Origin of the sequence: Burkholderia cenocepacia (assembly GCF_014211915.1) — a bacterium.
Classification (GTDB): Bacteria; Pseudomonadota; Gammaproteobacteria; order Burkholderiales; family Burkholderiaceae; genus Burkholderia; species Burkholderia orbicola.
In genome coordinates this window covers 2,052,193-2,065,687 of the sequence record NZ_CP060039.1, presented here as the reverse complement: position 1 = coordinate 2,065,687, position 13,495 = coordinate 2,052,193, and the positions used below count along the sequence as shown (strand labels likewise).

General features: G+C 68.5%; 12 protein-coding genes. 3 read left to right on the top strand and 9 right to left on the bottom strand.

Going from position 1 to position 13,495, the window contains the following annotated elements:
- Positions 1-5 precede the first annotated feature (5 nt).
- The 3 genes from SY91_RS09790 to SY91_RS09780 all read right to left on the bottom strand — a co-directional run bounded on the left by SY91_RS09790 (position 6) and on the right by SY91_RS09780 (position 2,510).
- A complete protein-coding gene (locus SY91_RS09790; protein WP_027787751.1) occupies positions 6-443 on the bottom strand; it encodes an acyl-CoA thioesterase in 438 nt (145 codons plus the stop codon).
- A 145-nt stretch (positions 444-588) separates the two neighbouring features.
- Positions 589-1,125: an NUDIX domain-containing protein gene (locus SY91_RS09785; protein ID WP_027805645.1), complete on the bottom strand. Its 537-nt coding sequence runs from the start codon at positions 1,123-1,125 to the stop codon at positions 589-591.
- Positions 1,126-1,247: 122 nt separating this feature from the next.
- The gene (locus SY91_RS09780; protein ID WP_185920881.1) at positions 1,248-2,510 is read right to left on the bottom strand and encodes a YbfB/YjiJ family MFS transporter; all 1,263 of its coding nucleotides are present in this window, start codon (positions 2,508-2,510) and stop codon (positions 1,248-1,250) included.
- Between the two features lie 123 nt (positions 2,511-2,633).
- Between SY91_RS09780 and SY91_RS09775 the strand changes: the two genes are divergently transcribed.
- Complete coding sequence (locus SY91_RS09775; protein ID WP_185920880.1) at positions 2,634-3,548, top strand: LysR family transcriptional regulator; 915 nt, start codon at positions 2,634-2,636, stop codon at positions 3,546-3,548.
- A gap of 147 nt (positions 3,549-3,695) precedes the next feature.
- Here the strand turns inward: SY91_RS09775 and alaS are convergent, their stop codons facing one another.
- A complete protein-coding gene (alaS, locus tag SY91_RS09770) occupies positions 3,696-6,320 on the bottom strand; it encodes an alanine--tRNA ligase (protein ID WP_124701191.1) in 2,625 nt (874 codons plus the stop codon).
- A 254-nt stretch (positions 6,321-6,574) separates the two neighbouring features.
- Between alaS and SY91_RS09765 the strand changes: the two genes are divergently transcribed.
- Positions 6,575-7,795, top strand: a complete 1,221-nt coding sequence (locus SY91_RS09765) for a CaiB/BaiF CoA transferase family protein (protein WP_124477954.1) — start codon at positions 6,575-6,577, stop codon at positions 7,793-7,795.
- Between the two features lie 96 nt (positions 7,796-7,891).
- On the opposite strand, the gene SY91_RS09760 is transcribed toward SY91_RS09765, so the two are convergent.
- Positions 7,892-8,440 carry an RBBP9/YdeN family alpha/beta hydrolase gene (locus SY91_RS09760; RefSeq protein ID WP_027806370.1) on the bottom strand — a complete coding sequence of 183 codons (549 nt, stop codon included), beginning with the start codon at positions 8,438-8,440 and terminating at the stop codon, positions 7,892-7,894.
- Between the two features lie 195 nt (positions 8,441-8,635).
- The gene (locus SY91_RS09755) at positions 8,636-8,845 is read right to left on the bottom strand and encodes an ornithine acetyltransferase (RefSeq protein WP_006476248.1); all 210 of its coding nucleotides are present in this window, start codon (positions 8,843-8,845) and stop codon (positions 8,636-8,638) included.
- A gap of 254 nt (positions 8,846-9,099) precedes the next feature.
- Between SY91_RS09755 and SY91_RS09750 the strand changes: the two genes are divergently transcribed.
- Entirely contained in the window at positions 9,100-10,809 is a 1,710-nt protein-coding gene (locus tag SY91_RS09750) for a glutamine--tRNA ligase/YqeY domain fusion protein (protein WP_011694261.1), read from the top strand.
- A gap of 137 nt (positions 10,810-10,946) precedes the next feature.
- On the opposite strand, the gene SY91_RS09745 is transcribed toward SY91_RS09750, so the two are convergent.
- The 3 genes from SY91_RS09745 to SY91_RS09735 form a co-directional block, all read right to left on the bottom strand.
- On the bottom strand, positions 10,947-11,417 hold the full coding sequence (locus SY91_RS09745; RefSeq protein WP_011545186.1) for an NUDIX hydrolase: 471 nt from the start codon (positions 11,415-11,417) through the stop codon (positions 10,947-10,949).
- 11 nt (positions 11,418-11,428) lie between these two features.
- Positions 11,429-11,815 carry a hypothetical protein gene (locus tag SY91_RS09740; protein ID WP_011545185.1) on the bottom strand — a complete coding sequence of 129 codons (387 nt, stop codon included), beginning with the start codon at positions 11,813-11,815 and terminating at the stop codon, positions 11,429-11,431.
- 122 nt (positions 11,816-11,937) lie between these two features.
- On the bottom strand, positions 11,938-13,287 hold the full coding sequence (locus tag SY91_RS09735; protein ID WP_185920879.1) for a cytochrome-c peroxidase: 1,350 nt from the start codon (positions 13,285-13,287) through the stop codon (positions 11,938-11,940).
- Between the last annotated feature and the right edge of the window lie 208 nt (positions 13,288-13,495).

Genomic DNA, 13,495 nt, shown 5'->3' with positions numbered 1-13,495 from the left:
CAGCGTCAGGCGGCGAGCGGTTCGAGCGCGGCGCGCAGCGCGTCGGGCAGCGGCACCGGACGGCGCGTGCCGCGATCGACGTATACGTGCACGAAATGCCCCTGCGCGGCGGGCGACGCATCGCCTTGCGCGAACAGCCCGACTTCGTAGCGCACGCTCGACGTGCCGAGCTTCACGACGCGCAGCCCCGCGTCGACCGATTGCGGGAACACGAGCGGCGCGAAATAGTTGCACTGCGTCTCGACGACCAGCCCGATCGTCTGCCCGTGCTCGACGTCGAGCACGCCCGCGCGGATCAGGTACTCGTTCACGACGGTGTCGAAGTAGCTGTAGTAGACGACGTTGTTCACGTGCCCGTAGACGTCGTTGTCCATCCAGCGGGTCGTGATCGGCAGGAAGTGGCGATAGGCGTCGCGCGGACGCGGCTGCGGCTTGTCGGACATGGCGATGGCGCTCAGGACGATGGAAGCGATGAGGATGGGGACGACGCGCGGCGGCCGAAGCACGCGGCGCGCCGGCAGGCAACGCGGCGCCGCGTCGCGATCGCGCGCGGCGCGGCGGACGACACGCCGCGGGCAGGCCGGCGCGTCACTGCCCCGGCCGGTCGACGAATTCGAAATCGAGGCCGCGCGCGCGCATCCAGTCGGCGAGCGCGACACCCGTGCCGGCACGCCACGGGCGTAGCAGCGGCGGATCGACGAGCTTGTATTCGAGCAGTTCCGGCGACAGCGACACCGTGCCCGACGCCCGCACGTGGTACGCGATGATCAGCTCGTTCTTGCGGATGAATTCGTACACGCCGACGAGCGACACGTGCTCGGCCTTCAGCGCGGTTTCCTCGAACACCTCGCGGGCGATGCCGTCCTCGGGCGTCTCGCCGTTTTCGAGGAAGCCGGTGATCAGCGCGAACATCCCTTCGGGCCACGCGGCGTTGCGCGCGAGCAGGATCTTGCCGTCGAGTTCGACGATCGCGGCGACGACCGGCAGCGGGTTGTTCCAGTGCACGTAGCCGCAGGTGTCGTCGGGGCAGGCCTGGCGGACGCGGCCGCCTTCATGGTCGGGATCGGCACGCTCGGTCAGCGGGCTCGCGCAGCGCGGGCAAAAGCGGTAGTCGGCGGTGGTCATCGATGGGGATCTGGCGAGCGCCGGGCATCGGCCTGCAGGCCGCGTCGGACACCCGCTCGGCGCGGGAAAGGCTTCATTCTAGCGAGTTTGCCCGCGCCCGAGACGATCCGGCCCCACCGGCGTCAGGGCGACCTGCGCCCGTGTGCGGCGGTCGCGGCGAAGCCGGCGGCGCCGATCAGCAGCGCGGCCACCGCGACCCACAGCGCGGGTGTGAACGACCCGAAGCGCGCGGCCAGCGGCGCCGCGACGAGCGGCCCGAGGATCTGCCCGACGCCGTACGACGCGGTCGCATAGCCCATCAGCCCGGCCGCGCGCTCGCCGTGCAGACGCCTTGCCTCGCGCATCGCGAACAGCGTGATCGCGGTGAATGGCAGGCCGAGCAACGCGCTGCCGATCGAGAAACCGGCCGCGTTCGGCCACACGATCCCGGCCGCGATGCCGAGCGCCTGCGTCGCGCAGCCGGCCGCCAGCAGCAGCCGGTTGTCCCAGTGCCCGGGCAGCCGCGCGGCGGTGATCGCGCCGACGATCAGCGCGGCGCCGAACATCGGCCAGAACAGGTCCGGCCAAGGAGAGGCGGCCGGCAGTGCGGCGCGCGCGATCACCGGCAGGAACGTCGCGGTGATGATGTAGCCGAAGCCGGGAGCGCCGTAGAGCACGACGAGCCACGCGGCGTCCGCGCGATGGCGTCGCGTGTCGGCCCGCGCCGCCGGGGTGGCGGGCGCGACGGTAGCCGCATGCGGCGCGGCAGCCGGCGGCGTGGGCTGCGCGTGCGCCGAGGCCGGCGCCACACCAAACGTGCGCCAGATCGCGACCGACAGGACGGCCGACAACGCCGCGAAACCCAGCCAGCCCACCGACGCACGCTGCCCGGCCAGCGCACTGCCGATCAGCCCCGTCACCACGATGCCGACGCCCGGCCCCGCGTAGATCACCCCGCTCCATTCGGGCGCAGCCAGCTCGGCCAGACGCCGCAGTCCCCATTGCGACACGAACACGAACGTCCATGCGCTGACGACGCCCGCGACGAAACGCACGACGAGCCACACCGGGAGCAGGTGGCCGACGCCCATCGCGGCGGTCAGCAGCACGGTCGCGACGAGCCCGAAGCGCACCATTCGCGCCGGCGCGACGCGCAGCGCCGCGCAACTGACCGCGCCGGCGAAGTACCCCGCGTAGTTCGCCGACGCGAGCCAGCTGCCGCCATTCAGCCCGATCGAGCCGTCCGCGAGCATCAGCGGCAACAGCGGCGTGAACGCGAAACGGCCGACGCCGAGCACGACGGCCAGGCCGACCATGCAGGCGAACGCGGCCGCGCGGGCACGGCGGTCGGCCTGGTCGGACGAAAGCACGCGGGCGGCGGCGGTCAGGGCATCGAAGCGGGACATGGCGGCATGGGCGGGCGCGTCGCGCGCCGGCCGGATCGGAAATCGGAATGGGTCCATCCTAACTTGACCAATCATTCTCGAAAAATGAATAATTAAGAATCGACCCATCCCTCGGAGAGAATCATGGACCTGGCGGCGCTGGCGATTTTCCGGGCGGTCGTGCGCGAAAACGGCGTGACGCGCGCGGCGGCCAAGCTCAATCGCGTGCAGTCGAACGTCACGACGCGCATCAAGCAGCTGGAAGAGGAACTCGGCGCGGCGCTGTTCGTGCGCGACGGCCGCCGGCTCGTGCTGACCCCAGCCGGGCAGACGCTGCTGCCGTATGCGGAGCGCCTGCTCGCGCTCGCCGACGAGGCGCGCGACGCGGTGCGCGAGGACACGCCGCGCGGCCGGCTGCGGCTCGGCACGATGGAAAGCACGGCCGCGAGCCGGCTGCCGACCCTCCTCGCGCGCTACCACCATGCGTGGCCCGACGTGTCGCTCGAGCTGCTGACGGGCACGACGGGCTGCCTGATCGACCGCGTGCGCGACTTCGAGATCGACGCCGCGCTGTTTGCGCGGCCGCCCGAGCCGGACACGCTGCCCGACACGTTCGAGACGGTGCCGATCTTCCGCGAGGATCTCGTGCTGCTCACGCCGCGCGGCCATCCGCCGGTGCGCACGCCGCGCGACGTGATCCTGCCGACGCTGATCGCGTTCGAGCGCGGCTGCGCGTATCGCAAGTACGTCGAACGGTGGTACGCGGCGCACGGCGTGAAGCCGGCCCGGGTGCTCGAACTCGGCTCGTATCACGCGATCGTCGCGTGCGTCGCGGCCGGCGCGGGCGTCGCGGTCGCGCCACGTTCGGTGCTCGATCTGCAACCGGAGACCGGCAACATCGCCGCGCACACGATTCCTGAACTCGAAGGCATCGACACGCTGCTCGGGTGGCGGCGCGGCTATGCGTCGGCGGCGCTCGCCGCGCTGCGCGATGCGCTCACCGACGCCGCGCGGCAGCCTGGGGACATGACAACGCCAACGGTGACCGTGCCGGCCTGACCCCTATGCGCGCGCCGCCGCATCGATCGACGCGCATGGACTGCACAAACGAAACGACCCGACCGGCGCCTGCCGATCGGGTCGTTCGTCGATTCACGCGATGCCGTCAGGGCGACGGCATCGCATCGGTCGTGCAACGATCAGGGATCAGAGCCGTTCTTCGACCCAGCCCTTCACGCCGGCCAGCGCGCCCGGCAGGTTCGCCGGCTCGGTGCCGCCGGCCTGCGCCATGTCCGGACGGCCGCCGCCCTTGCCGCCCACTTGCTGCGCGACGAAGTTCACGAGCTCGCCGGCCTTGACCTTCTTGCTCGCGTCCGGCGTGACGCCCGCGATCAGGCTGACCTTGCCGCCTTCGACGGCCGCCAGCACGATCGCCGCGCTCTTCAGCTTGTCCTTGAGCTTGTCGACCGTTTCGCGCAGCGTCTTCGCATCGGCGCCGTCGAGCGTCGCGGCCAGCACGTACACGCCCGCCACTTCGACGGCCTGCTGCGCGAGCTCGTCGCCCTGGCTCGACGCGAGCTTCGACTTCAGCGCGCCCAGTTCCTTCTCGAGCGACTTCACCTGGTCCTGCACCTGCGCGATCCGCTGCGTCAGTTCCGACGGCTGCGCCTTCAGCGCCGCTGCCGCTTCGTTCACGCGTGCATCGAGCTCCTGCACGTAGCGCACCGCGTTGTCGCCGGTGATCGCCTCGACGCGGCGGATACCGGCCGCGACGCCGCCTTCGACGACGATCTTGAACAGGCCGATGTCGCCGGTGCGGTGCACGTGCGTGCCGCCGCACAGTTCGCGCGAGAAGCCGAGGTCGAGCACGCGCACTTCATCGCCGTACTTCTCGCCGAACAGCGCCATCGCGCCGCCCTTCACCGCTTCGTCGTACGGCATCACGCGCACGATGCCCGGCGCGTTGGCGAGGATTTCATTGTTGACGATCTGCTCGACGCGACGGATTTCGTCGTCGGTCATCGGTGCGTTGTGCGCGAAGTCGAACCGGGTCTTGTCCGCGTCGACGAGCGAACCCTTCTGCTGCACGTGCGCGCCGAGCACTTCGCGCAGCGCCTTGTGCATCAGGTGGGTGGCCGAGTGGTTGCGCTGGGTGCGGGCGCGGCGCTGCGCGTCGATTTCCGCGCGCAGCACGTCGCCGACCTTCAGCGTGCCCTGCTCCAGCGTGCCGTGATGGCCGATCACGTCGGCCTGCACCTTCAGCGTGTCGGCCACCGCGAAGCGCGTCGCGGCGTTCGCGAGCACGCCCTGGTCGCCGACCTGGCCGCCCGATTCCGCGTAGAACGGCGTGTGGTCGAGCACGACGACCGCGTCCTGGCCGGCCTTCACCTCGTTGACGGCCGAGCCGTCGACGTACAGCGCGACGACCTTCGCGTCGTCGAACGCGATTTCCTCGTAACCGTGGAAGGTGGTCTTCGCGCCCGAGTATTCGAGGCCTTGCGTCGCCTTGAACTTGCCGGCCGCGCGCGCCTGCTCGCGCTGGCGCGCCATCGCGTCGTCGAATGCCGGCTCGTCGACCGTCATCCCGCGCTCGCGGCACACGTCGGCCGTCAGGTCCAGCGGGAAGCCGTACGTGTCGTGCAGCTTGAACGCGAGTTCGCCGTCGAGCACCTTGCCGCCCTTCGCCTCGACCTCCGCCAGCGCGGCTTCGAGGATCGACATCCCGTGCTCGATCGTCTCGAAGAAGCGCTCTTCTTCCTGGCGCAGCACGTCGGTCACGCGCTGTTCGGCTTCCTTCAGCTCCGGATAGGCAGTGCCCATCTCGGCGACGAGGTCGGCCACCAGCTTGTGGAAGAACGCGCCCTTGCGGCCCAGCTTGTAGCCGTGGCGGATCGCGCGGCGCACGATCCGGCGCAGCACGTAGCCGCGGCCTTCGTTGCCGGGGATCACGCCGTCGACGATCAGGAACGAGCACGCGCGGATGTGATCGGCGATCACCTTCAGCGAGTTGTTCGTGAGGTCGCTGATCTCGGTCACGCGCGCGGCGGCCTTGATCAGGTTCTGGAACAGGTCGATCTCGTAGTTGCTGTGCACGTGCTGCAGCACCGCGGCGAGACGCTCGAGGCCCATGCCGGTGTCGACCGACTGCTTCGGCAGGCGCGTCATGTTGCCCTGCGCGTCGCGGTTGAACTGCATGAACACGAGGTTCCAGATCTCGATGTAGCGGTCGCCGTCTTCTTCGGGCGACCCCGGCGGGCCGCCCCACACGTCCGGGCCGTGGTCGTAGAAGATTTCGGTACACGGGCCGCACGGGCCGGTGTCGCCCATCGTCCAGAAGTTGTCCGATGCGTAACGCGCGCCCTTGTTGTCGCCGATCCGGATGATCCGCTCGGTCGGCACGCCGACTTCCTTCGCCCAGATGTCGTAGGCCTCGTCGTCTTCCTGGTAGACGGTCACCCACAGCTTGTCCTTCGGCAGCTGGTAGACCGTGGTCAGCAGCTCCCACGCGAACTTGATCGCGTCGTGCTTGAAGTAGTCGCCGAACGAGAAGTTGCCGAGCATCTCGAAGAACGTGTGGTGGCGCGCCGTGTAGCCGACGTTCTCGAGGTCGTTGTGCTTGCCGCCCGCGCGCACGCTGCGCTGCGCCGTCGTGGCGCGCGAGTACGGGCGCGGGTCCGTGCCGAGGAAGACGTCCTTGAACTGGACCATGCCCGAGTTCGTGAACATCAGCGTGGGGTCGTTACCGGGCACGAGGCTCGACGAGCGGACGATCGTGTGGCCCTTCGATTCGAAGAATTTGAGGAATTTCTCGCGGATTTCGGCAGCTTTCATGGCGTGCGGGGACAGTCTGGCAAAGACGGCTTCAAACGCCGGCGCCCCAGGCGGGGCGCGCGGCGGCATGGATTCGGAAACGATCGATTATACGGGATCGGGGCCCGCTTCCGGGCAAAGCGCCGGCAACGCGGCTCGGCCATCCGGACGAGCCGCCTGGGCCACCCGCGCGGCCGATTCGCCTTAAGATGCTCGGCATGCCAATCGGCCTTGCCCGACAACGCAGGCCCGCCATGAAAGGAGACGATTCGACGATGGGTGCCCTGAGCCATATCCGCGTGCTGGACCTGACCCGCGTGCTCGCGGGCCCGTGGTGCGCGCAGACCCTTGCCGACTTCGGCGCGGACGTGATCAAGGTCGAGCGCCCGGGCGCCGGCGACGACACGCGCCACTGGGGGCCGCCGTACCTGAAGGACGCGGACGGCGCGGATACCGCCGAGGCCGCGTACTACCTCGCGGCGAACCGCAACAAGCGCTCGGTGACGATCGACATCGCAACGCCCGAAGGGCAGCAGATCGTGCGCGAACTCGCCGCGCAGAGCGACGTCGTGCTCGAGAACTACAAGGTCGGGCAATTGAAGAAGTACGGGCTCGATTACGACTCGCTGCGGGCGGTGAAGCCCGATCTCGTCTACTGCTCGGTCACCGGCTTCGGCCAGACGGGGCCGTACGCGCACCGCGCGGGCTACGACTTCATCGTGCAGGGGATCGGCGGCTTCATGAGCATCACCGGCGAACGCGACGGCCAGCCGGGCGGCGGCCCGCAGAAGGCCGGCGTCGCGATCGCCGATCTCGCGACCGGCCTCTATTCGACGATCGCCGTGCTCGCCGCGCTCGCGCATCGCGACCGCACGGGCGAAGGCCAGTACATCGACATGGCGCTGCTCGACGTGCAGGTCGCGCTGCTCGCGAACATGAACACCAACTTCCTCGCGAGCGGCAAGCCGCCGGTGCGCTGGGGCAACGCGCATCCGAACATCGTGCCGTACCAGACGTTCCAGACGCGCGACGGCTGGATCATCGTCGCGGTCGGCAACGACGGGCAGTTCCGCAAGTTCGTCGAGGCCGGCGGCCGGCCCGAGCTGGCCGACGACGAGCGCTTCGCGACGAACCCGTCGCGCGTGCGTCACCGCGACACGCTGGTGCCGATCCTCGCGGAGATGGTGAAGGCGCGCGGCAAGGCCGACTGGATCGGCGCGCTCGAGGCGGCCGGCGTGCCGTGCGGGCCGATCAACGATCTCGACGAGGTGTTCGACAACGAGCAGGTGGTCGCGCGCGGGATGCAGGTGTCGCTGCCGCACCCGTGCGGCGCGGACGTGAAGCTCGTGCGCAACCCGATCCGGATGAGCGCGACGCCGCCAGACGCGCGCACGGCCCCGCCGCTGCTCGGCGCGCAGACGGAAGACGTGCTGCGCGACATGCTCGGCTACGACGACGTGCGGATCGCCGCGTTGAAGGCGAAACAGGCGATCTGACGCGATTCGGGTGACGGCGTCGCGGCGGCTGCGGGCGCACGTGGCGTGCAACGACGGGATCACACGGCCGCGACCCGCGCCCGACCGGCAGGCTGACTAACGCCCGAGCGCATCGAGCCAGCCGCGCGCTTGCGGCCAGTCGCCGAGCCCGCTGTCCGCGTTGATGTGGCCGCGCGGGCCGAGGTCATGGAACGTGCTGCCCCACGCGTTCGCGCAGCCGCGTGCGAACGCGAGCGAACCGTACGGATCGTCGCTGCTCGCGACGACACAGGTGGGAAACGGCAGCCGCTCGTGGGGCACCGGGCCGAAGCCGTGTGCCTCTGCCGGAAACACCGGCCCGGCGGGATCGGGCAACGCGACGAGCAGCGCGCCGCGCACTTTCGCGAGCGCGGCCGGGCGTGCATAGCGGGTCGCCCACCAGACGGTGGTCAGCGTGCCGAGGCTGTGGCCGGCGATCAGCACCGGCCCACGCGCCGCCTCGACCGCACGGTCGAGCGCGAGACACCAGCCATTGCGGAATGCGCGGTTCCAGTCAGGCATCGCGACCCGCGAGAAGCGCGCATCCGCGCGCTCCCAGCGGCTCTGCCAGTGAAGCGGGCCCGAATTGGCATAGCCCGGCAGGACGAAAACGACGGGGTCGGTCATGGAAGGATTCGTCGACGAATGGAATCGTGTTGTAGCGTCGACGCAGTGTCGCACACCCGCCTCTCCCTGATGGTGCCTGTCAAAATCCGGGGGATGTGCGTGACCTTCGAGCGGGTCGTGACGCGCTCAGGCAGGCGTCACGACCGGCCGGCATGCAGTGGCGCCCGCGTCGCGGGCGCCAGCCGGCGTGGCAGATCAGCGTACGCCGGCGCCGACCAGGCCGCCTGCCGCCGCGCCGGCCACCGTGCCGATCGGGCCGCCCGTGATCAGGTAGCCGAGCGCGCCGCCCGCGGCCGCGCCGATCCCGGCGTTACGCTGCGTATGTGTCATCGCGCATGCGCCGAGTTGCGACAGGGCTGCGACGATCACCGCGGTACGAACGAGAAAAGTGGTCTTCTTCATCATGATTATTGGCTTCCTCCCGCCAGGCAAAAATTGCGAATGGCGGCATTGAATCGGTAAAGCGATCATAGGAAAACCCGAACGGTGCCGGCAATCCGATTTACGTCGTGTTACAGCCGACACACACTCGCTATATTGCGAAACACATCGCGAACCGACGGCAGCCGACCGGCAGGCCGCGCGGGACGGACCCCGGTCAGGTAGAATTACAGGATTAAACCGGCGCGACGCGCCGACACAACCCTGACGCCAACCGCATGAGCACCGAACGCAACGACGCCCCCGCGGCTTCCAATTTCATCCGCAACATCATCGACGACGACAACCGCACCGGCAAATGGGGCGGCCGCGTCGAAACGCGCTTCCCGCCCGAGCCGAACGGCTATCTGCACATCGGTCACGCGAAGAGCATCTGCCTGAACTTCAGCGTCGCGCGCGACTACGGCGGCGTGTGCCACCTGCGCTTCGACGACACGAACCCGGAAAAGGAAAGCGTCGAATACGTCGACTCGATCGTCGACGCGGTGCGCTGGCTCGGCTTCGACTGGCGCAAGGACGCGGTCGATCACCAGTATTTCGCGAGCGACTACTACGACAAGCTGTACGAGTTCGCCGAGCTGCTGATCCAGCGCGGCAAGGCGTACGTCGACAGCCAGAGCGCCGACGAAATGCGCGCGAACCGCGGCTCGCTGACCGAAGGCGGCAAGCCGTCGCCGTTCCGCGATCGCACGCCGGCAGAAAACCTCGACCTGTTCCGCCGCATGAAGGCCGGCGAGTTCAAGGAAGGCGAGCACGTGCTGCGCGCGAAGATCGACATGGCGTCGCCGAACATGAACATGCGCGACCCGGTGATCTACCGGATCCGCTACGCGCACCATTACCGCACCGGCGACGCATGGTGCGTGTATCCGATGTACGACTACACGCACTGCATCTCGGATGCGCTCGAAGGCATCACGCATTCGCTGTGCACGCTCGAATTCGAGGATCACCGCCCGCTGTACGACTGGGTGCTGAACGAACTCGCGGAAGCCGGCGTGTTCACGCGCCCGCTGCCGCAACAGATCGAATTCTCGCGGCTGAACCTCACGTACGCGATCACCAGCAAGCGCAAGCTGCTGCAGCTCGTCACCGAAGGCCACGTCGACGGCTGGGACGACCCGCGGATGCCGACGATCGTCGGCGTGCGCCGCCGCGGCTTCACGCCGGAAAGCATTCACCTGTTCTGCGAGCGGATCGGCGTGACGAAGATCGATTCGTGGATCGACATGAGCATCTTCGAAGGCGCGCTGCGCGACGACCTCGACGACAAGGCCGCGCGTACGGTCGCGGTGCTCGATCCGCTGAAGCTCGTGATCGACAACTATCCGGAAGACCTCGAGGAAGCCTGCACGGCGCCCGTGCATCCGCACCATCCGGACCGCGGCGTGCGCACGTTCCCGATCTCGCGCGAGCTGTGGATCGAGCGCGAGGACTTCGTCGAGAATCCGCCGAAGGGCTATTTCCGGCTGTTCCCGGGCAACAAGGTGCGCCTGCGCTACGGCTACGTGATCGAGTGCACGGGCTTCGACAAGGACGCCGACGGCAACGTGACGGCCGTGCACTGCAACTACTTCCCGGACAGCAAGTCGGGCACCGAAGGCGCGAACACGTACAAGGTCAAGGGCAACATCCACTGGGTCAGCGCGAAGCACGCGCAGCCGGCCGAAGTGCGGATCTACGACCGCCTGTTCAAGGAGCCGCACCCGGACGCGGGCGGCGCGAACTTCCTCGAGGCGCTGAACCCCGATTCGAAGAAGATCGTGCAGGCGTACCTCGAGCCGGGCAACGGCGACGTCGCGCCGGAAACGCGCCTGCAGTTCGAGCGCCACGGCTACTTTGTTGCAGACCGTGTCGATTCGAAACCGGGCAAGCCGGTGTTCAACCGGATCGTCGGGCTGCGCGACAGCTGGGGCAAGCCGGCCTGACGGCCTGCTGCACGCGGCGGCGTGCGGCTTCGCAAGCCGCCCCGCTGCCTGCCCATGAAAAAACCGGCTCGAGGGCCGGTTTTTTTATCGGCGTGCGCCGAAGGACGGATGGCTGCAGCGACAGCCGCGGCGCTCATTCACGCGCCAGACAACCGCCGATGCAGCTCCGCCAGCGACAGCTTCGTGCGAAACAGCCGCGCGAGACTGCGGCTCGCATAGGTGTCGACGTCGCCCGGCACGGTCCAGCGATACGCATCCATCTCGGGAATCATCGAGCCGTCGCGACGGCTCGGAAACAGCGACGTGCACGTACACCGCGCGGGATCGATCTCGCCTTCGGCCACCTGCACCGCGAACAGGTGCAGGTCCTTGTCGTGCCGGTACGCGAAGCGGCCGAGATCGAGCAAGCGTGCCGGCGCGAACTCGATGCCGGTTTCCTCGAGCAGTTCGCGCAGCGCGGCGTCGGCCGGCGTCTCGCCCGGTTCGCCCTGCCCCTTCGGGATGTCCCAGTGTGTGGTGTCCGTCGCGTGCGCGAGGAACACGCGGCCGGCCGTATCGAGGATCACGACGCCGCACGACACCGTGCGCGGCGCGCCGCCCCGTTTCATCATGCGCGTGCTCAGCGCTTCTGCAACTGCCACTTGCCCGCGGCCGTCTTGCAGTAGACGGGCTTGAGCGTCATCGTCTGACCCTTCGCGGCGATCTCGGTCGCGATTTCGCGGCAGGTCTTGCCGTCCGTCTCGGTCGTGCTCGGCGTGAGCTTCGCGTCGATCTGCGTGCCGCGGCCGTTGCTCTGCCAGGTCGTGGTTTCGCCGTCCTTGCCTTCGTCGCGCGCCTGCACGACCGCCTTGGAGAGCGACGCGCGATCGGTCTTGCTGAAATAGCTGATCGGCGTGTCGTTCAGGAAATTCAGGTTGTTCTGCGCATGGGCGGGCAGCATCGCGGCTGCGCACGCGGCACCGGCCAGCACACGCGTGACGATGGAAAGGGATGCACGCATCGACATGTTTTTCTCCTTGGATGTTCGATCGAACGGCGTGGCGCATGCCGGCGGACCAGGGGCCGGCCCTTCGGTACGCGCCACGCCCGTCAGCGAGCGAGCATAGCATGCGTGCTGCGGTGAATGCCTCAGGGTCTGGCTAACGCACCCGTTTGCTGATATCCATCAGTCAGCGTGCCCAGGAACGCGATCACGTCCTTGATCTCGGTCGCGTTCAGCGCCGGCTGGTCGCCGCGCTTGCGGTCGAACGGCGCTTCGCGGTTGATGTTCGGCCAGTAGCGCTTCGGCAGATCGTCGTAGATCTGCACCTTGCCGTGCACGACCGGATAGAACTTCTCCGGATGGATGTCGCGTTCGACGTAGAAGCGCATCACGTCCTCGAGCGAGTGATACACGCCGTTGTGGAAGAACGTCTTGCGCAGCGCGACGTTGCGCAGCGACGGCGTGCGGAACAGCCCGCAGAATTCGTCGCGGCCCTTCAGGTCGGTGCGCTCGGGGCCGCAGGCGCCGAGATCGTAAAAGCGCGGGTCGCGATTGACCGGCAGCGCGCGGTTGCGCGGCACCGCGATCGCGATCAGCCCGAAATCGCTGAACTGCGGCGGGCCGCCTTCGAGCGTGCGCTGGCTGATGTGGCAGCTCGCGCAGTTGCCCTTCTTCTCGTCGTTGAACAGCTGCAGGCCGTGCAACTCCGCGGGCGTGAGCTGCGCGTGGCCGGCCAGATACGCGTCGTACTTGCTCGTGTACGGATCGAACAGCGCCGGCTGCTGCTGGAATGCGTCGAGCGTGCGCAGCACCGCATCGAACGTCGCCCGGTCGTCGCCGAGCACCTGGTCGCCGAACGCCTTGCGGAACGCGTCGGCATACGGTGCGGCGCGAACCGCCTTCGCGACCCGCGCGGGCGAGCTGCTCATCTCGAACGGCGACGTGAGCGGAATGCGCGCCTGCGCATCGCGCGTATCGACGCGACCATCCCAGGTCAGCCCGCCGGTCGGCCCCGCGTCGATGCTTTCGTCACCTTCGTCCGGCGAATCGTGGAAGTGCTCGCTGAACGGCGGGATACCGCGCAGGTACTTCAGCGACGGCACCGCGCGAAAGCCGGTACGGTGCATGTCGTCGCCGCCCAATTGCACCGACAGCGCATTCGGCGGCCCGAATGCATGCTCGGCGCTATGGCACGACGCACAAGCGAGCTTGCCGGACCCAGACAGCGACGGATCGAAGAACAGCTGCTTGCCGAGCGCCGTCATCTGCTTCACGCCCTCGAACACCTGCGCGCGCGTCTGCGGCTGGCTGGCCGGCGCGACCGCCGGGGCGGCCGGGGCGGCCTGCGCCGCCGGTACGACGGACGCGGCCGACGCACTCGTGCCGGGCTGCGCATCGCAACCGGCCAGCGCCGCAAGCGCGCCAACCATCGCGAGCGTCGCCGCGGCGGGAATCAGCGATCGCGCGGACGCGAAGGATTTCAGAAGGGTGTGCATCGTTGTTCTGGTAGCGGTGGGCAATCGGCCGGAGCTTATGTCAGTTCCGTGACCGTTGGATGACGTTCAACCGACAGTCAATTGAAAGCGTCCCTACACCCGGCTGTCAAATCGGTTCCAGATAATGCGCGCAGCCGGGCGGTACCGCGAGGTTCGCGCGCCGGCCCTCCCGCCACCCGGTTCCCACACGCGACCAACGACGAATGAG

Excerpts from the sequence above, each read along its gene's own strand:
- SY91_RS09790 (WP_027787751.1), bottom strand. The coding sequence starts at position 443 with ATGTCCGACAAGCCGCAGCCGCGTCCGCGCGACGCCTATCGCCACTTC.
- SY91_RS09785 (WP_027805645.1), bottom strand. The coding sequence starts at position 1,125 with ATGACCACCGCCGACTACCGCTTTTGCCCGCGCTGCGCGAGCCCGCTG.
- SY91_RS09780 (WP_185920881.1), bottom strand. The coding sequence starts at position 2,510 with ATGTCCCGCTTCGATGCCCTGACCGCCGCCGCCCGCGTGCTTTCGTCC.
- SY91_RS09775 (WP_185920880.1), top strand. The coding sequence starts at position 2,634 with ATGGACCTGGCGGCGCTGGCGATTTTCCGGGCGGTCGTGCGCGAAAAC.
- alaS (WP_124701191.1), bottom strand. The coding sequence starts at position 6,320 with ATGAAAGCTGCCGAAATCCGCGAGAAATTCCTCAAATTCTTCGAATCG.
- SY91_RS09765 (WP_124477954.1), top strand. The coding sequence starts at position 6,575 with ATGGGTGCCCTGAGCCATATCCGCGTGCTGGACCTGACCCGCGTGCTC.
- SY91_RS09760 (WP_027806370.1), bottom strand. The coding sequence starts at position 8,440 with ATGACCGACCCCGTCGTTTTCGTCCTGCCGGGCTATGCCAATTCGGGC.
- SY91_RS09755 (WP_006476248.1), bottom strand. The coding sequence starts at position 8,845 with ATGATGAAGAAGACCACTTTTCTCGTTCGTACCGCGGTGATCGTCGCA.
- SY91_RS09750 (WP_011694261.1), top strand. The coding sequence starts at position 9,100 with ATGAGCACCGAACGCAACGACGCCCCCGCGGCTTCCAATTTCATCCGC.
- SY91_RS09745 (WP_011545186.1), bottom strand. The coding sequence starts at position 11,417 with ATGAAACGGGGCGGCGCGCCGCGCACGGTGTCGTGCGGCGTCGTGATC.
- SY91_RS09740 (WP_011545185.1), bottom strand. The coding sequence starts at position 11,815 with ATGTCGATGCGTGCATCCCTTTCCATCGTCACGCGTGTGCTGGCCGGT.
- SY91_RS09735 (WP_185920879.1), bottom strand. The coding sequence starts at position 13,287 with ATGCACACCCTTCTGAAATCCTTCGCGTCCGCGCGATCGCTGATTCCC.